The organism is Jeongeupia chitinilytica (assembly GCF_014652315.1).
Lineage (GTDB): Bacteria > Pseudomonadota > Gammaproteobacteria > Burkholderiales > Chitinibacteraceae > Jeongeupia > Jeongeupia chitinilytica.
In genome coordinates this window covers 492,750-509,652 of record NZ_BMYO01000002.1, presented here as the reverse complement: position 1 = coordinate 509,652, position 16,903 = coordinate 492,750, and the positions used below count along the sequence as shown (strand labels likewise).

14 protein-coding genes are annotated in these 16,903 nt (G+C 64.7%); 8 read left to right on the top strand and 6 right to left on the bottom strand.

Features of this window, described 5'->3' with window-relative positions; all coding sequences use genetic code 11:
• Positions 1-3 precede the first annotated feature (3 nt).
• The gene (locus IE097_RS05480; RefSeq protein WP_189459131.1) at positions 4-861 is read left to right on the top strand and encodes a C40 family peptidase; all 858 of its coding nucleotides are present in this window, start codon (positions 4-6) and stop codon (positions 859-861) included.
• Between the two features lie 34 nt (positions 862-895).
• On the opposite strand, the gene astE is transcribed toward IE097_RS05480, so the two are convergent.
• The 6 genes from astE to ppsA all read right to left on the bottom strand — a co-directional run bounded on the left by astE (position 896) and on the right by ppsA (position 9,626).
• Complete coding sequence (gene astE, locus IE097_RS05475; protein WP_189459130.1) at positions 896-1,888, bottom strand: succinylglutamate desuccinylase; 993 nt, start codon at positions 1,886-1,888, stop codon at positions 896-898.
• A complete protein-coding gene (gene astB / locus IE097_RS05470) occupies positions 1,888-3,231 on the bottom strand; it encodes an N-succinylarginine dihydrolase (protein ID WP_189459129.1) in 1,344 nt (447 codons plus the stop codon). The genes astE and astB overlap by 1 nt, the downstream gene beginning before the upstream one ends.
• A gap of 44 nt (positions 3,232-3,275) precedes the next feature.
• The gene (astD, locus tag IE097_RS05465) at positions 3,276-4,733 is read right to left on the bottom strand and encodes a succinylglutamate-semialdehyde dehydrogenase (protein WP_189459128.1); all 1,458 of its coding nucleotides are present in this window, start codon (positions 4,731-4,733) and stop codon (positions 3,276-3,278) included.
• A 2-nt stretch (positions 4,734-4,735) separates the two neighbouring features.
• Entirely contained in the window at positions 4,736-5,758 is a 1,023-nt protein-coding gene (gene astA / locus IE097_RS05460; RefSeq protein ID WP_189459127.1) for an arginine N-succinyltransferase, read from the bottom strand.
• Between the two features lie 196 nt (positions 5,759-5,954).
• Complete coding sequence (locus tag IE097_RS05455) at positions 5,955-7,157, bottom strand: aspartate aminotransferase family protein (RefSeq protein WP_189459126.1); 1,203 nt, start codon at positions 7,155-7,157, stop codon at positions 5,955-5,957.
• Between the two features lie 84 nt (positions 7,158-7,241).
• Positions 7,242-9,626 (bottom strand): phosphoenolpyruvate synthase, encoded by a 2,385-nt coding sequence (gene ppsA / locus IE097_RS05450; protein WP_189459125.1) that lies wholly within the window; start codon positions 9,624-9,626, stop codon positions 7,242-7,244.
• A 201-nt stretch (positions 9,627-9,827) separates the two neighbouring features.
• Between ppsA and ppsR (IE097_RS05445) the strand changes: the two genes are divergently transcribed.
• The 7 genes from ppsR (IE097_RS05445) (at position 9,828) to IE097_RS05415 (ending at position 16,891) form a co-directional block, all read left to right on the top strand.
• Positions 9,828-10,646, top strand: coding sequence for a posphoenolpyruvate synthetase regulatory kinase/phosphorylase PpsR (gene ppsR / locus IE097_RS05445; RefSeq protein ID WP_189459124.1), 819 nt, complete (start codon positions 9,828-9,830; stop codon positions 10,644-10,646).
• Positions 10,647-10,671: 25 nt separating this feature from the next.
• Positions 10,672-11,490: a posphoenolpyruvate synthetase regulatory kinase/phosphorylase PpsR gene (gene ppsR / locus IE097_RS05440; RefSeq protein ID WP_189459123.1), complete on the top strand. Its 819-nt coding sequence runs from the start codon at positions 10,672-10,674 to the stop codon at positions 11,488-11,490.
• A 124-nt stretch (positions 11,491-11,614) separates the two neighbouring features.
• On the top strand, positions 11,615-12,325 hold the full coding sequence (gene minC / locus IE097_RS05435) for a septum site-determining protein MinC (protein WP_189459122.1): 711 nt from the start codon (positions 11,615-11,617) through the stop codon (positions 12,323-12,325).
• Between the two features lie 32 nt (positions 12,326-12,357).
• Positions 12,358-13,167, top strand: a complete 810-nt coding sequence (gene minD / locus IE097_RS05430; protein ID WP_189459121.1) for a septum site-determining protein MinD — start codon at positions 12,358-12,360, stop codon at positions 13,165-13,167.
• Between the two features lie 3 nt (positions 13,168-13,170).
• Entirely contained in the window at positions 13,171-13,434 is a 264-nt protein-coding gene (minE, locus tag IE097_RS05425; protein ID WP_189459120.1) for a cell division topological specificity factor MinE, read from the top strand.
• A 67-nt stretch (positions 13,435-13,501) separates the two neighbouring features.
• Positions 13,502-14,311 carry a type I methionyl aminopeptidase gene (gene map, locus IE097_RS05420; RefSeq protein ID WP_189459119.1) on the top strand — a complete coding sequence of 270 codons (810 nt, stop codon included), beginning with the start codon at positions 13,502-13,504 and terminating at the stop codon, positions 14,309-14,311.
• 24 nt (positions 14,312-14,335) lie between these two features.
• Positions 14,336-16,891 carry a [protein-PII] uridylyltransferase gene (locus tag IE097_RS05415; protein WP_189459118.1) on the top strand — a complete coding sequence of 852 codons (2,556 nt, stop codon included), beginning with the start codon at positions 14,336-14,338 and terminating at the stop codon, positions 16,889-16,891.
• Positions 16,892-16,903: the final 12 nt, after the last annotated feature.

Here is a 16,903-nt window from a genome sequence, read left to right as displayed (position 1 = left end):
CCCATGAAATGGTACCGAATTCCCGCTGCGCTGCTTCTCAGCGCCTGCCTCTCCACCGCTTTGCCGCTTGCGCACGCCGAAGAGCCGCCGGCGGATACCGGCAGCTGGAGCAAACCGTCGAAGGACGACGGTGGCGAAAACCAGGCCGCAGCGCAGGAACTGCTGCTGCAGGCGATGAGCCTGATCGGCGTCCGCTACAGCTGGGGGGGCAACACGCCGGAGGAAGGACTCGATTGCAGCGGTTTCATCCGCTACGTCTTCCAGAACTCGCTCAACATCACCCTGCCGCGCACCGCACTCTCGATGTCGCAGGCCGGCCAGTCGGTCAACAAGGACGAACTCAAGCCCGGTGACCTCGTGTTCTTCAACACGCTGGGCCGGGCTTTTTCGCATGTAGGCATCTACCTCGGCGACAACCGCTTCATCCACTCGCCGCGCGCCGGCAAGAGTGTCGAAGTCTCGAACATCCAGCAAAGTTACTGGCAACAACGCTGGAACGGTGCGCGCCGCATTGCCGGCGCATCGGGCAACGGCATCAACATGACGACGCTGCTGGCGTCGGCCGGCAACCCGAACGCACGCAAGGCCAACGCCGTTGCAGCGGCAGCCGACCTGCGCTGCCGCAAGGTCACCACCGGCAAGGGCAAACACAAGAAGACGACCACGGTGTGCGAACGCAGCGGCACGGCCAAGCCTGCCACCGCCAAACCCGCCGGCAAGTCGGCCACCAAACCGGCAGTGAAGAAGAGCAGCACCAAGTCGACCAAGGCCGCCAAGTCGTCGGCCAAGTCCACCAGCACCAAGAAGGCATCGACCGCCGGCAGCAAGAGCAGCAGCAAGCCGGTCGCCAAGAAGCACTGAGGCACGCGCACCGCACGGGCGGTGCGCGATACCGTCAGCCCGGCGTGGTCGGCACGACGATCAGCCCGGCACGCTGACCGACCGCGACATCGGGATTCGGAAACACGATGCGCGCGTCGTGCTCGTCGACCACCCAGCGCGTTTCGCCGTCTTCGGCGATCGGCGTCCCGTGCGGCAGCGGCGTGAAGTTGTCGGCCTGATCATCGATCAGCAGGCGGAACGCCGGGCTCTGCTTGATGATTTCGCGCGAAACCCGGTAGGCCACCACGTCGCTGCTCGCCGGCGACGGCCGCTCTCCTTCGATCAGCGCGCCGAGATAGTCCTCCAGCGCCTCCAGGTCGACCCCCTGGTTCTGGCCGAACGGCATCGCCCGCCCCAGCTCGACGGTGAACGCCGACGCCTGGCAGTAGCGGCTGCTGAACAGCGAGAAGGTCGGCGCCGCCGCCGACTGCAACAGCACGGCCGATACGCCGGCCAGTCCGAGCCGGGCAATCTCGGCCCGGTCGAATTCCTTGCCCGGTGCAGGCTGCGGATGGATGGCAAATTTCTCGATCAGGCTGCCGTGAATGGCCGTATGCAGGTCGTAGTGGATGCGCGGCACCGGCTCGCCGCCGGCCTGGGCAAAGAAACGGACCAGCTGCATTTCCAGCATTGCGGCCCGCCGCGCCTCCGGGCCGTCCCCGACGTCGGGCACCCGGCAGAACTGCCGGTTCATGTCTTCGGCGACGAAGCGCACTCCGCGGCGCAAGGCCTCGATATTGCCGATCACGAACAGCACGCGTGCCCGCGGTCGCAGCGTCCCGCACAGCAAGGCCGAAATCAGCCGGTCGACCAGTTCGACCGGCGCCGTTTCATTGCCGTGCACCCCGCAGGACACGACCAGATCGAGCCCCCGCGCATCCGGCTCGCGCGGCTCGAAACGGATCACGCCTTCGTCGAGCACCTGCACATGGGTGCCGTTGGCCTGGCAGTACGGCAACGCGATCGCGGTGCGCCCGGCCAGTGTTTCAGCCAGAAAACTGTTCATCAAAATCCACCTTCGTCACGTTGGAACGGATAAATCGCGCCCAGACCGAGCACTTGCGTCAACTCGTCGAGCGCGGTGCGGACTTCGCACAGCAATTGCGGATCGGCGAGGTCGGCCTCGCTCAACCGGTCGCGATAGTGCCGTTCGACCCAGTCGCTCAGGGTGGCGTACAGCGCATCGTTCATCCACACACCGGGACTGACCGCGGCGATTTCGGCCCCGGTCAGCACGACCCGCAATCGCAGGCAGGCCGGACCGCCGCCGTTGCGCATGCTTTGCTTGAGGTCGTAGACGCGCACGTCGGCAATCGGCCCGCCTCCAGCCTGCAGCGACTGAAGATAGGTCCAGACCGCCGGCCGCTGCCGGCATTCGTCCGGCACGACCAACCGCATCCGGCCATCGCCGGCATCGAGCAGCTGGCTGTTGAACAGATAGCTCTGCACCGCATCGTCGACGCCGACCGCGCTCGCCGGCACTTCGATCAGCCGCAGTCCGCCGAGCTTGCGATCCAGCTCGCCGTAGAGCGCTTCGCGATCGACGAAGGCCGATTCGTGGCAGAACAGCACGTCGAGATTGCCGACGGCGATCACGTCGTTGTGGAACACGCCGGCATCGATCACCGCCGGATTCTGCTGTGCATAGACCACGCCCGCCTCGCGCAATCCGTGCCGACGAACGATCGCCTCGCTCGCCTCCCGTGTCTGCCGGGCCGGATAGCGCTGCGGCGCTGCACCGCCGCCCCAGTGGCGCTGGCCATAAACGAACAGCTCGATACCGGCATCACCGTAGGCCCTGGCGAAGCGCGTGTGATTGGCCGCGCCCTCGTCGCCGAAGGCCGGATGCATGGCCAGCGCCGGGTGATGGGCAAAGCGCGCCGGATCGGCAAAGATGGCCCGCAGCGTCCGCCCGGTCTGTTCATGCTCGATCGCACGGTGGAACTTGTTCTGCAGGTTGGCGACGCTGAAATGCACCCGACCGTCAGCCGTGTCGGCCGACGGACTGACCGTCGCCGCGTTGGCCACCCACATCGCCGACGCCGACGACACCGCCGACAGCAACTGCGGCGCCTGCCTGACCGTTGCCGCGAGCACCGCCGCATCATCGCCGCCGAAACCGAAACCGCGCAGCACCTCGACCGCAGGCCGCTCGTGCGGCGGCAGCACGCCCTGCCGGTAACCGAGATCGGCCAGCGCCTTCATCTTCGCCAGGCCCTGCAGCGCCGCGGCGCGCGGATTGGCCGGCTGGCCGGCATTGCCGGTCGAGGCGACATTGCCGAACGAATGCCCGCCGTAGTGGTGTGTCGGGCCGACCAGACCATCGAAATTCGCTTCAAGAACCTTCATCTTGCCTCCACGGACCTGCCGTTGCCGGCACGGTCGTCCGCCGGTCAGAGCTGCAGCCCCGGCGGCAATTGCGCCGGCAATGCCAGCGTTGGTGCTTCAAGCGACGCCACCGGGTAGGCGCAGTAATCGGCAGCATAGTAAGCGCTCGGCCGATGATTGCCCGATGCGCCGATCCCGCCGAACGGTGCCGCGCTCGACGCGCCGGTCAGCGGCTTGTTCCAGTTGACGATGCCGGCGCGTGCATCGCGCCAGAAGCGGTGATAGCGCTCGGCGGAGTCGGACAGCAGCCCGGCGGCCAGACCGTAGCGGGTCCGGTTGGCGAGCGCGATCGCCTCGTCGAAATCGCCGTAGCGCTGGACCTGCAGCAGCGGACCGAAATACTCGTCATCGGGCAGCGCGGCCACATCGCTGACATCCAGCACCGCGGGCGACAGCAACGCGGCCCCCGGCTTCAGGCGCCGCAGCGGTAGCAAGGGTCTGGCGCCGAGCGCGATCAGCCGGTCCTGTACCGCGAGCAGGGCATCGGCTGCGGCATTCGAGATCACCGCCCCCATGAACGGCGGCGGTTCGGCATCCCACGCACCAACGCGAATCGACTGCGCAACCGCAATCAGTCGCGCGATCAGCGCATCGCCCCACTCCCCCCTCGGGACCAGCAAGCGCCGCGCGCAGGTGCAGCGCTGGCCGGCCGAAACGAAGGCCGACTGGACGATGTGGTGCAGCGCTGCCGGCACGTCGGCAAGCTCGTCGACGATCAGCGGATTGTTGCCGCCCATTTCCAGCGCCAGGATTTTTTCAGGCCGGCCTGCAAACTGCCGGTGCAGCGCATAGCCGGTCGCCGCGCTGCCGGTGAACAGCAGACCGTCGACGTCGGGGTGCGCCGCCAGCGTCACGCCGGTTTCCCGGCCGCCCTGCAGCAGACCGATCACGCCGGTCGGCAACCCGGCGGCCAGCCACAGCTCGACCGTTTTCTGCGCCACCATCGGCGTCAGCTCGGACGGCTTGAACACGACGACGTTGCCGGCGATCAGCGCCGGCACGATATGACCGTTGGGCAAGTGGCCGGGGAAGTTGTACGGACCGAACACCGCCAGCACGCCGTGCGGCCGGTGCCGCAGCACCGCCTGCGCGTCACCCTGCTGGCTTTCGTGCTCGCCGGTCCGCTCGGCATGGGCGCGCAGCGAAATCTCGACCTTGTTGATCATGGTCGTGACTTCGGTCAGCGCCTCCCAGCGCGGTTTGCCGGTTTCCCGACCGATCAGCGCCGCCAGATCGGCCTGCGCATCCCGCAACAGGTCGGCAAAGACGCGCACGACAGCGATACGCTCTTCAATGTCCAGGTCGCGCCAGGCCGGGAATGCGGCTCGCGCCGCGGCCACGGCGGCATCGACCTCGGCGGCGTCTGCCGCTTGTCCTTGCCAGATCGGCTCGCCACTGGCCGGGTTGCACGAAGCAAAAGCAGTCCCGCTACCGGGCCGCCAGGCCCCGTTGATCAACAGCATGTCTACTCCTTGCTTGAAAGGGGAACGGCACGCACCGGGTCGCCGTCGGCGAGGCCCAGCGCGTCGAGGACGGATTGCGGCAGCGGCAGTGCATCCTCCAGCGGCCGGGTGATCGCCAGCGCGCAACGGAAACCGTCGAGCTTGCGGTTCGACACCAGCCACGGCACGCCGCCCTTGGGCGCACCGCTGATGGCCAGCGCCTGGAAACAGGCGCTTTGCCGCACCGCACGGATGTCCGTGCGCGAGCACTCCAACGTCGGACCGGCATCGAAAATGTCGATATAGCCCTGATACCGGAAGCCCTCGTCCTCGAGCAGCAAGCGCGCCGGTTTGGTCGCCGGATGGACGTCGGCGATCGCGTCCTGCGCCTCCTGCGACAGCAGCGCCGTGTAGATCGGGTAGCGCGGCATCAGCTCGGCAATGAAGGATTTGCTGCCGACATAGGACAGGAAATCGGCCCGGGCGAAATCCATGGTGAAAAAGTGCCGACCGAGGCTCTCCCAGAACGGCGAACGGCCGTCGGCGTCGGACACACCGCGCATCTCGGCAATCACGCGCTCGGCAAAACGCTCGGGAAACTCGGCCATGAACAGGAAGCGGCTTTTCGACAACAGCGCACCGTTGCCGTCGCGGCGCCAGTCCGGGTGCAGGAACAGCGAGCACAGCTCGGAAGCGCCCGTCATGTCCGACGTCAGGAACAGGGTCGGCAGCTGCTTGTAGATGTCGAGCTCGCGCGACGCATGCACCGACAGGCCGACGCGATAGTTGTACCAAGGGTCCGCCATGCCGACGGCCGCTTCGATCGCGGCAATCCCGGCCAGTTCGCCACTGCCTTCGTCCTCGAGAGCGAAGAAGTAACCGGCATCGGCCGACCCGCCTTCGTCGGCCACGGTACGTTCGCTCAGCGCGATCCGTTCGGCCAGGCGGTCCGGATCGGGCTGCAAGGTGGTGACGCCCACGCCGGCACTGCCGGCCAGCCGCACGACTGCATCCAGATCGCTGCGGCTCAGTAATCGAACTCTCATCGGGTACACCTCCCGATCCCACTGTATGCAGCGGATGCAGCGGCAGCCATTCGGTAAAGCCGCAATGTCCGCGGATCGGCGCGCGGACACCCAAAACAAAACCGCCCGGCAAGCCGGGCGGTCATGGGACAAGACATTTCGGGACTGGCAGCCGAACGCCTTCAGCGCACGGCGCACGCCCGACGGGTTCGGGTGTTCAGCCCTTGAATGCCTTCAGCGCACGGGCAAACCGCGCGAGTCCTTCGTCGATGTCGGCATCGGCAATGACCAGCGACGGGGCCAGACGGATCACGTTCGGGCCGGCCATCAGCACCATCAGCCCCTCGGCCGTTGCCGCATTGAGCACGTCCTTCGCCCGACCTTCGTACGCGGGCTTGAGCGCCGCGCCGATCAGCAGGCCGAGCCCGCGGATCTGGTCGAACACGCCGAGTTCGGCGTTGATCGCCTCCAGCCCGGCAACAATCCGCGCACGCTTGTCGGCAATGCCGGCCAGCGTCGCCGGATCGTTGATCACGTCGAACACCGCACCGGCCACCGCACACGCCAGCGGATTGCCGCCATACGTCGTGCCGTGGGTCCCGGCGCTCAGGTGACGGGCCAGGACGTCGGTCGTCAGCATCGCGCCGATCGGGAAACCGCCGCCCAGACTCTTGGCGCTCGACAGGATGTCCGGCACCACGCCGAAGTGCTCGTAGGCAAACAGATGGCCGGTACGGCCCATGCCGGTCTGCACTTCGTCGAAGATCAACAGCGCATTGTGCCTGTCGCACAGCGCACGCAGCCCCTGCAGGAACTCGCGTGTTGCCGGCAGCACGCCGCTTTCGCCAAGAATCGGCTCGACGATCACGCACGCGGTGTCATCGTCGATCAGCGCCTCGACGCTGGCGAGATCGTTGTAGTCGAAATGGGCGATGCCTTCCGGACGCGGACCGAAGCCGTCGGAATACTTGGGCTGGCCGCCGACCGATACGGTGAAGAAGGTCCGGCCGTGGAAGGAGTTCACCGCCGACAACACCTTGTGTTTCTGCGGACCGAAGCGGTCGATGCCGACGCGGCGGGCCAGCTTCAGCGCTGCCTCGTTCGCCTCGGCGCCCGAGTTGCAGAAGAACACGCGCTCGGCGAAGGTCGCGGCGACGATCTTCTCGGCCAGCGCCAGCGCCGGCTCGTTGGTGAACACGTTCGACACGTGCCAGAGCTTGTTGGCCTGCTCGGTCAGCGCCGCGACGGCGGCCGGGTGGCAATGGCCGAGCGAATTCACGGCAATGCCGCCGGCAAAGTCGACGTACTCGCGGCCGGCCTGATCCCAGACTCGGCTGCCCTGACCTCGGACCGGCACGAAGGCGGCAGGGGCGTAATTGGGCACCATGTACTGGTCGAAATCGGCGCGGGTCGGGGACATCGGCGTTTCCTTGATCGGGAGTGGATGGACGGGCATTGGACAATAAAAAACGGGCCACCGTAGTGGCCCGTTTTTCCGTGACGGTCAGTGCGCTTTCTGACCTGCCAGGAACAACCAGGTTTCCATCACGGTGTCCGGGTTCAAGGATACCGTTTCGATCCCCTCTTCGACCAGCCATTGCGCGAAGTCCGGATGGTCCGACGGGCCCTGGCCGCAGATGCCGACATACTTGTCCAGCTTGCGGCACGCCGCGATCGCCATGCTCAGCATCGCCTTGACCGCATCGTTGCGTTCGTCGAACGACGCCGACACCGGGCCGCCCGAATCGCGGTCGATGCCGAGCGTGAGCTGGGTCATGTCGTTCGAACCGATCGAGAAACCGTCGAAGTACTGCAGGAAACGCTCTGCGAGCACCGCATTGGCCGGGATTTCGCACATCATGATCAGACGCAGGCCGTTGTCGCCGCGCTTCAGGCCGTTGCGCTCGAGCAGCTCGACCACGCACTCGGCTTCGTTCAGCGTGCGGACGAACGGGATCATCACCTCGATATTGGTCAGGCCCATCACGTCGCGGACCTTCTTGACTGCGCGGCACTCGAGTTCGAAACAGTCGCGGAAGCTCTTGTCGACATAACGCGCAGCGCCGCGGAAACCCAGCATCGGGTTTTCTTCGTGCGGTTCGTACTGCGGACCGCCGATCAGGTTCGCATATTCGTTCGACTTGAAGTCGGACAGGCGGACGATGACCTTCTTCGGCCAGAACGCCGCGCCCAGCGTGGCGATACCTTCGGCCAGCTTGTCGACGTAGAAGTCGACCGCGCTGCGGTAACCGGCAATGCGCTCGTCGATCTGCGCCTTCAGCTCGGCCGGCACGTTCGGGTAGGCCAGCAGCGCCTTCGGATGCACGCCGATCATCCGGTTGATGATGAACTCGAGCCGCGCCAGCCCGACACCTTCGTTCGGCAGCTGGGCAAATTCGAACGCCAGTTCAGGATTGCCGACGTTCATCATCAGCTTCACCGGCGACTCGGGCATCTTGGCCAGCGAGATGTCGAGCTTTTCGAACTTCAGCAGGCCAATGTAGACATTGCCGGTATCGCCCTCGGCACACGACACGGTAACAAGGTCGCCGGTCTTGAGCATGCGGGTCGCGTCGCCGCAACCGACAACCGCCGGCACGCCAAGCTCGCGCGCAATGATCGCCGCATGGCAGGTCCGGCCACCACGGTTGGTGACGATGGCCGAAGCACGCTTCATCACCGGTTCCCAGTCCGGATCGGTCATGTCCGACACCAGCACGTCGCCCGGCTGGACCTGATCCATTTCCGACACGTCGCGAATCACGCGTACCGTACCCTGGCCGATCTTCTGGCCGATGGCGCGGCCGCTGGTCAGCACTTCGCCCTTCTCGAGCATGCGGAACTTCGACATCTTGTCGGCAGCCGCTTCCTGCGACTTCACCGTTTCCGGACGCGCCTGCAGGATGTAGAGCTTGCCGTCGATGCCGTCACGTCCCCACTCGATGTCCATCGGACGCCCGTAATGCTGTTCGATGATCAGTGCGTAGCGGGCCAGCTCCTCGACTTCCTCGTCGGTCACCGAGAACTTGCGGCGATCGGCCGGATCGACGTCGACCGTTTTCACCGACTTGCCGGCGGCGGCTTCGAGATCGAACTCCATCTTCAGCGCCTTGCCGCCAAGGTGCTTGCGCACGATGGCCGGGCGTTCGGCCTTCAGGGTCGGCTTGTGCACGTAGAACTCGTCCGGGTTCACCGCGCCTTGCACCACGGTTTCGCCCAGTCCGTAGGATGCGGTAACGAACACCACGTCCTCGAAGCCGCTTTCGGTGTCGATGGTGAACATCACGCCGGCGGCGCCCTTGTCGGAACGGACCATGCGCTGGATGCCGGCCGACAGCGCCACGAGCTTGTGATCGAAGCCCTTGTGGACGCGGTAGGCGATCGCGCGGTCGTTGTACAGCGACGCGAACACGTGCTTCATCGCATCGAGCACGTTGTCGACACCGACGATGTTCAGATAGGTTTCCTGCTGACCGGCGAACGACGCGTCCGGCAGGTCTTCGGCCGTCGCGGACGAGCGCACCGCAACGGTGACGCCTTCGCCGAGCTGGGCGTAGTGCTCGCGGATCTCTGCTTCGAGCTCCGCCGGAAACGGGGTTTCAACGATCCAGTCACGAATCTGCTTGCCCACTTCGGCCAGCGCCTTGACGTCGTCGACGTCGAGCGCGGACACCGCCGCATCGATGCGATCGGCCAGACCGTTGTGAGCGAGGAACACGCGATACGCATGGGCGGTCGTGGCAAAACCGCCCGGCACGCGAACGCCCTTCTCGGCCAGCTGGGAAATCATCTCGCCCAGCGATGCATTCTTGCCGCCGACATATTCGACATCGGTCATGCGCAGGTGGACGAAATCGATCACGTTGCGATCGTTGAGATAAGCGGTCATCAGCGGCCTCAGATCCAGAAAGGTTTGTGGGAACTAAAAATGTTGCAATGCGAAAAGGGTTACTGCCATTCTAGGCACCTGGTCCCTCTCGCCTAGTCGGGATAATCCTTTACATGCTATCCCGGAATTGGCGGTGAAAATCGCGAGTGGGCATACTCGCCCGCCACCGCCAACCGATCCGCCTCGCCGCACGGAGCCTCGATGCCTCGCACCGCCTTCTTCGTATCCGACCGTACCGGCATTACCGCAGAAATGCTCGGTCACAGCCTGATCACCCAGTTCGAGGACGTGAACTTCCGCCGCATCACCCTACCGTACATCGACAGCACCGAAAAAGCGCACGAGGCCACGGCGCGCATCCGCCATCAGGCCGAAGTCGACGGTTGCCGACCCATCGTTTTCTCGACCGTCGTCGATGACGAACTGCGCGCGATCATTCATGTCGACGAGGCACTCACGCTGGATTTCTTCGAGATTTTCATCGGTCCGCTCGAAAAGGAGCTCGGCCGTGAATCTTCACACTCGGTCGGCAAGACCCACGGCATCGCCAATTTCGAGGAATACAAGGCGCGGATCGACGCGGTCAATTTCGCCCTCAACCATGACGACGGCGTGATGCCGCGCGACCTGAACGAAGCCGACATCATCCTGATCGGCGTTTCCCGCGCCGCAAAGACGCCGACCTGCCTGTATCTGGCACTGCAGTACGGCATCAAGGCCGCCAACTATCCGCTGACGCCGGAAGACTTCGGTCAACATACCTTGCCGAAGCTGCTGTTACCGTACCGCAACAAACTGTTCGGCCTGACGATCGACCCGGTCCGGCTCGCGCAGATCCGCGAGGAACGCAAGCCGAACAGCAAGTACGCGGCACTCGACAACTGTCAGTTCGAAGTCGGCGAAGCCGAAGCACTGATGCGCCACGTCGGCGTCCCCTACCTTGCTTCGACGACCCGCTCGATCGAAGAGCTTGCCACCACCATCATGCACCGCACCGGCCTGACCCGGCGCACCTACTGAGCCGCACGGCCATCCCGGAGTTGTCATGCCCCGCACCGCGTTCTTCGTTTCCGGCCGGACCGGCATCACCGCAGAGATGCTCGGTCACAGCCTGATCAGCCAGTTCGAAGAGGTCAACTTCCGCCGCATCACGCTGCCCTACATCGACAGCATCGACAAGGCGCGCGAAGCGATCGAACAGATCCGCGAACAGGCACGGACCGATGGCGTGCGGCCGGTGATCTTCTCCACGCTGATCGACGAGGAACTGCGGCAGTGCTTCTATATCGAGGAAGCGCTGACGGTCGACATTTTCGCGACCTTCATCAAGCCGCTCGAGGAAGAACTCGGCGTCATGTCGTCGCACACCGCAGGCAAGGTGCACGGCATCGCCAACTTCGAGGAATACAAGAACCGCATCGATGCGGTGAACTATTCGATGAGCCATGACGATGGGGGCGTGTCGCGCAACCTGGCCGATGCCGACGTGATCCTCGTCGGCGTTTCGCGGGCCGGCAAGACGCCGACCTGCCTGTATCTGGCGCTGCAGTACGGCATCAAGGCCGCCAACTATCCGTTGACGCCGGAAGACTTCTCCGACCACAAGCTGCCAAGGGTGCTGGCGAATCACCGCAACAAACTGTTCGGACTGACAATCCAGCCCGAGCGGCTCTCGCAGATCCGCGCCGAGCGCAAACCGGGCAGCCATTACGCGTCGATCGACATCTGCCGCGCCGAGGTCTCCGAGGCCGAAACGCTGATGAAGCAGGCGCAGATCCCCTATCTGAACACCACCTCGCTGTCGATCGAGGAGCTGGCAAGCTCGATCCTGCACCACAGCGGCCTGAAGCGCCGGGTGTTCTAGCCGCCACCACTGTAACCGCGCTCACAGCGCGGCCTGCGGACCGCACGCTTACGCACAACTACAGCTTCCGCCCCCCGTATCGAACCGGTACACTCGGCACTTCCTTTGCCTGCAACAGACACCCATGCCCAGCGGTACCCAAGAGGCCACAGCCTTCGAATTCAAGAGCGCCAGCGTCCAGCTGGTCAGCTTCGTGCCGGCCACGCTCGACGTCGCACAGATCGACGCCGAGTTGCGCGAGAAGCTCGGCGACGGCGAACACATGCTCAGCGGCAGTCATGTCGCCATCGATTTTGCTGCATTGCCCGAAACACCGGACGTTGCCACGCTGCAGCGACTGATCGACCAGCTCGCGCGGTTCGGCCTCAACCTTGTCGCCGCACAGGGCGGCAATGACGCACAGCTCGCCGAGGCAGCCGAAGCAGGGCTGATCGTCATCGACGAGGATGCCGTCACCCAGCTGCCGACACCGAAACCGGTGGCGGCCGAACGCGTACCGGCCATGATCGTGACCAAGCCGATCCGCGCCGGTCAGCAGGTCTATGCGCGGGGCGGCGATCTTGTCGTGCTGGCACTGGTCTCGAACGGTGCAGAAGTCATCGCCGACGGCAGCATCCACGTCTATGCGCCGCTGCGTGGTCGTGCCCTGGCTGGCGCCCGCGGCGATACCGGCGCCCGTGTCTACACCACCTGCCTCGAAGCCGAACTCGTTTCGATTGCCGGCGTCTACCGGACGCTGGACGAAGCGCTGCCGGCCAACATCAAGTCGGGCGCTGCCCAAGTGCGCCTCGACGAAAACAAACTCGTGATCGAAGCCCTGAGCGGCCTCGTCTAAACCACCAGATACAGAAAAAGGAATCCTGCAACGTGGCCAAGATCATCGTCGTCACCTCCGGCAAGGGGGGCGTAGGCAAGACCACCACCAGCGCCAGCTTCGCATCGGGCCTCGCACTGCGCGGCTTCAAGACGGCCGTCATCGACTTCGACGTCGGCCTGCGCAACCTCGACCTGATCATGGGCTGCGAGCGCCGCGTCGTGTACGACTTCGTCAACGTCATCCAGGGCGAAGCGTCACTGAAACAGGCACTGATCAAGGACAAGAACTGCGACAACCTGTTCATCCTGCCGGCATCGCAGACCCGCGACAAGGACGCACTGTCGAAGGAAGGTGTCGAGAAGGTCCTGAAGGAACTCGAACACGAAGCCTTCGACTACGTGATCTGCGACAGCCCGGCCGGCATCGAAACCGGCGCCTTCCTGGCGCTGTATTTCGCCGACGAAGCCATCGTCGTCACCAACCCGGAAGTCAGCTCGGTACGCGACTCGGACCGCATCATCGGCATCCTCGACGCCAAGTCGAAGAAGGCCGAGGAAGGCGGCTCGGTGAAGACCCACCTGCTGGTCACCCGCTACAGCCCCAAGCGGGTCGATTCGGGCGAAATGCTCTCGCTCGACGACGTCCAGCACCTGCTGCGCATTTCGCTGATCGGCGTGATCCCCGAATCGGAAAGCGTGCTGCAGGCCTCGAACGCCGGCTCGCCGGCTATCCACCTGAACGGTTCGGACGTCTCCGAAGCGTACAAGGATGTTGTCGCCCGCTTCCTCGGCGAACAGAAGCCGTTGCGGTTTATTGATGCACCGAAGCAGCCGTTCTGGAAGCGGCTCTTTGGAGGTTGATGCATGTCCATCCTGAGTTATTTTTTCGGCGAGAAGAAGAAGACCGCCTCGGTTGCCCGTGAACGCCTGCAGATCATCCTCGCGCACGAGCGCGCCGGTGGCCGCGCCACCCCGGATTACCTGCCGCAGTTGCAGAAGGAGCTGATGGAAGTCATCTCCAAGTACGTCTCGGTCAATCCGGACGACATCAAGGTCCAACTCGACAAGCGGGACGACATGGAAGTGCTCGAAGTGAATATCGTGCTTCCGGAAGCGCCACGGCGATAGAATGTAAGCATTCGCCATACGACCCGAAGAGAGGCGCACGCCTCTCTTCGCCATTTCAGGACACCCCATGACGATCGTCATCAAGACCAGCGAAGACATCGCAAAAATGCGCATTGCCGGCCGCTTGGCCAGCGAGGTGCTCGACTTCATCACGCCGCACGTCGTCCCCGGCGTCACGACCGAGACCCTCGACCGGCTGTGCGCCGATTACATGCGCGACGTGCAGGGCACGATCGCCGCGCCACTGAACTATTGTCCGCCCGGCTACACGCCGTACCCGAAGTCGATCTGCACCTCGGTGAACAACGTGATCTGCCACGGCATCCCCAACGACAAGCCGCTGAAGAACGGCGACATCGTCAACCTCGACATCACCGTGATCAAGGACGGCTACCACGGCGACACCAGCCGTACCTTCCTGATCGGCGACAAGGTGCCGCCGCACGCCAAGCGGCTGGTACAGGTCACCTACGACTGCATGTGGATCGGCATCGACCAGGTAAAGCCCGGCGCGCACCTCGGCGACATCGGCGCAGCGATCCAGAAATACGCGGAGAAAGCCGGTTTCTCGGTCGTGCGCGAGTTCTGCGGCCACGGCATCGGCCAGGTCTTCCATGAAGAACCGCAGGTCGTCCATTACGGCAAGGCCGGCACCGGCATCGAACTCGTACCCGGCATGATCTTCACGATCGAGCCGATGATCAATGCCGGCAAACGCGAGTTGAAGGCCATGCCCGACGGGTGGACCATCGTCACCAAGGACCGCAGTCTCTCGGCCCAGTGGGAACACACCATCCTCGTCACCGACAGCGGCTACGAAGTCCTGACCGTTTCCGCCGGCACGCCGGCCCGCCCGGAACGTTACCTGCTCGACTGAGCAAGCCCAGACAAAGGACAGTTCATGCGCCCGGTCACTGCGATCCGCGACGACTATGCCGCCGCCAAGACGGCAATCCGCGAGCGCTTCGCCGCGCCGCGCCGCGCCGCGCCGATGCTGCGCACGCTGGCCAAGCAGACCGACGCCACGCTGTCCGAACTCTGGGGTCGTCACCACTTCGGTTGCGATGTCCTGCTGGTTGCCGTCGGCGGTTACGGCCGGGGCGAGCTGTACCCGCACTCGGACATCGACCTGCTGATCCTGCTGCCGGACCAGCCGAGCCCGGCATTGCTGGAAAAGCTCGAGGTGTTTGTCGGCGAGCTGTGGGACATCGGGCTCGAGGTCGGCCACTCGGTCCGCACCGTTGCCGACTGCCTGGCCGAGGCGGAAAAGGACATCACCGTCCAGACCGCGCTGCTGGAGTCGAGGCTTCTGGTCGGCGACGCAACGCGCTTTACCGCGTTCCGCGACACCGTCTACCGCTACATCGACCCGAAGGAATTCTTCGAGGCCAAGCTGCTCGAACAGCAGGCCCGCTACGGCCGGTTCCAGAACGCCACCTACAAGCTCGAACCCAACCTCAAGGAAGCTCCCGGCGGACTGCGCGACCTGCACCTGATCGGCTGGATTGCCGCCAGCCTCGGGCTCGGCCGCGACTGGCGCGCACTGGCCGCACTGGGCATGCTGACCCGCGAGGAAGGCCAGAAGCTGCGACGCGCCGAGCGCGTATTGCGGACCATCCGCATCCAGCTGCACTGGCTGGCCCGTCGCCGCGAAGACCGCATCCTTTTCGATTACCAGAACCGGCTGGCCGACCTGTTCGGTTACGAGGACGACGGCAAGCTGCGTGCCAGCGAACAGCTGATGGCACGCTACTACCTGGCCGCACGCATCGTCACCCAGCTGACCCCGCTGCTGGTCCAGGCACTGCGGACGCGGATTTTTTCGCACATCGGCAGCAATGCGGTGGTGATCAACCCGCGCTTCCGGCTGCGCGGCAACACGCTGGAGATCACCACGCCGGACGTGTTCGAACGCGAGCCGTCGGCGATTCTTGAAGTCTTCCTGCAGTTCGAGCAACAGCGCGACGTCACCGACATCGCTCCGGAAACGCTGCGCGCGCTCTGGCACGCCCGTCCGCGCATCGACGACGATTTCCGCGCCGATCCGCACAACCGCGAGCTGTTCATCCAGCTGTTCCGCGAACCGCGCGGGCTGACCCGGATTCTGCGGCGGATGAACCAGTACGGCGTGCTTGGCCGTTACATTCCGCGCTTCGGCGAACTGGTCGGCCGGATGCAACACGACCTGTTCCACGTTTACACCGTCGACGAGCACACGCTGATGGTACTGCGCAACATGCGCCGTTTTGCCCAGCCGGCCTTTACCCACGAATACCCGCTGTGCTCGCGACTGATCGAGGGGTTCGAGCGACCGGAGGTGCTTTATCTCGCCGCGCTGTTCCACGACATCGGCAAGGGACGCGGCGGCGATCACTCGAAACTGGGTGCCGACATCGCCCGCGAGTTTGCCGGACAGCACCCGCTGCAGCCCGAGGACCGCGAACTGATCGTCTGGCTGGTCCAGCACCACCTGACGATGTCGCACGTCGCGCAGAAGCAGGACGTCTACGATCCCGAGGTCGTAGCGAACTTTGCCCGGCTCGTCGGCACCCAGCGCCGGTTGAACGCGCTTTACCTGCTCACCGTCGCCGACATCCGCGGCACCAGCCCCAAGGTCTGGAACGCGTGGAAAGCAAAGCTGCTCGAAGACCTGTTCAAGGCGACGCAACGCCAGCTCGCCGCCGAAGACCTGCCGCCATCGACCTGGCTGGAAGAACGCCAGGAAGACGCGCTGAGCCAGTTGCGGCTGTACGGTCTGCGCGACGATGCGCACACCGCCTTCTGGAACGAGCTCGACACCGTCTACTTTCTGCGCCACGAAGCCCGTGAAATCGCCTGGCACACCCGCCAGCTTTTCAACAAGGTCAACAGCGACAGCGCCGTCGTCCGCGCGCGGCTGTCCGAGTCAGGCGAAGGGCTGCAGGTCTTCGTCTACACCCGCGATACGCCGGACCTGTTTGCTCGGATCTGCAGCTTTTTCGAGCGGGCCGGCTACAACATCTTCGACGCGCACGTGCACACGACCCACCACGGGTATGCACTCGACAGCTTCTACGTTTTCATTCCGGAAAACCGCCACGACAGCTATCGCGACCTGATCGGCTTCGTCGAGTACGAGCTGGCCTCGCAGCTGGCCAAGGCCGGCCCGCTGCCGGCGCCCGTCAAGGCGCGCATTTCGCGCCAGCTCAAGCACTTTCCGGTGCAGCCGCACGTCCTGATCCGCGCCGATGAACGCGGCAAGTATCACGTCCTGTCGATCGCCGCGGGCGACCGCCCCGGCCTGCTCTCGACCATTGCCCGGGTACTGGCCGACAACCGCATCGACATCCAGAGCGCCAAGATCATGACGCTGGGCGAACGCGCGGAAGACAACTTCCTGATTTCGGGGCCGCGGCTTGGCGACGAGCGCAACATCCGCCAGCTGGAAGGCGAACTGCTGCAGGCGCTGCAGGTCTAGCGGCAACACAAC

Bases quoted from the DNA above. Each gene is read 5' to 3' on its own strand.
- astB (WP_189459129.1), bottom strand. From the start codon at position 3,231: ATGAAGGTTCTTGAAGCGAATTTCGATGGTCTGGTCGGCCCGACACAC.
- IE097_RS05415 (WP_189459118.1), top strand. From the start codon at position 14,336: ATGCGCCCGGTCACTGCGATCCGCGACGACTATGCCGCCGCCAAGACG.
- astA (WP_189459127.1), bottom strand. From the start codon at position 5,758: ATGAGAGTTCGATTACTGAGCCGCAGCGATCTGGATGCAGTCGTGCGG.
- ppsR (WP_189459123.1), top strand. From the start codon at position 10,672: ATGCCCCGCACCGCGTTCTTCGTTTCCGGCCGGACCGGCATCACCGCA.
- map (WP_189459119.1), top strand. From the start codon at position 13,502: ATGACGATCGTCATCAAGACCAGCGAAGACATCGCAAAAATGCGCATT.
- ppsA (WP_189459125.1), bottom strand. From the start codon at position 9,626: ATGACCGCTTATCTCAACGATCGCAACGTGATCGATTTCGTCCACCTG.
- ppsR (WP_189459124.1), top strand. From the start codon at position 9,828: ATGCCTCGCACCGCCTTCTTCGTATCCGACCGTACCGGCATTACCGCA.
- minE (WP_189459120.1), top strand. From the start codon at position 13,171: ATGTCCATCCTGAGTTATTTTTTCGGCGAGAAGAAGAAGACCGCCTCG.
- IE097_RS05480 (WP_189459131.1), top strand. From the start codon at position 4: ATGAAATGGTACCGAATTCCCGCTGCGCTGCTTCTCAGCGCCTGCCTC.
- astD (WP_189459128.1), bottom strand. From the start codon at position 4,733: ATGCTGTTGATCAACGGGGCCTGGCGGCCCGGTAGCGGGACTGCTTTT.
- minC (WP_189459122.1), top strand. From the start codon at position 11,615: ATGCCCAGCGGTACCCAAGAGGCCACAGCCTTCGAATTCAAGAGCGCC.
- astE (WP_189459130.1), bottom strand. From the start codon at position 1,888: ATGAACAGTTTTCTGGCTGAAACACTGGCCGGGCGCACCGCGATCGCG.
- IE097_RS05455 (WP_189459126.1), bottom strand. From the start codon at position 7,157: ATGTCCCCGACCCGCGCCGATTTCGACCAGTACATGGTGCCCAATTAC.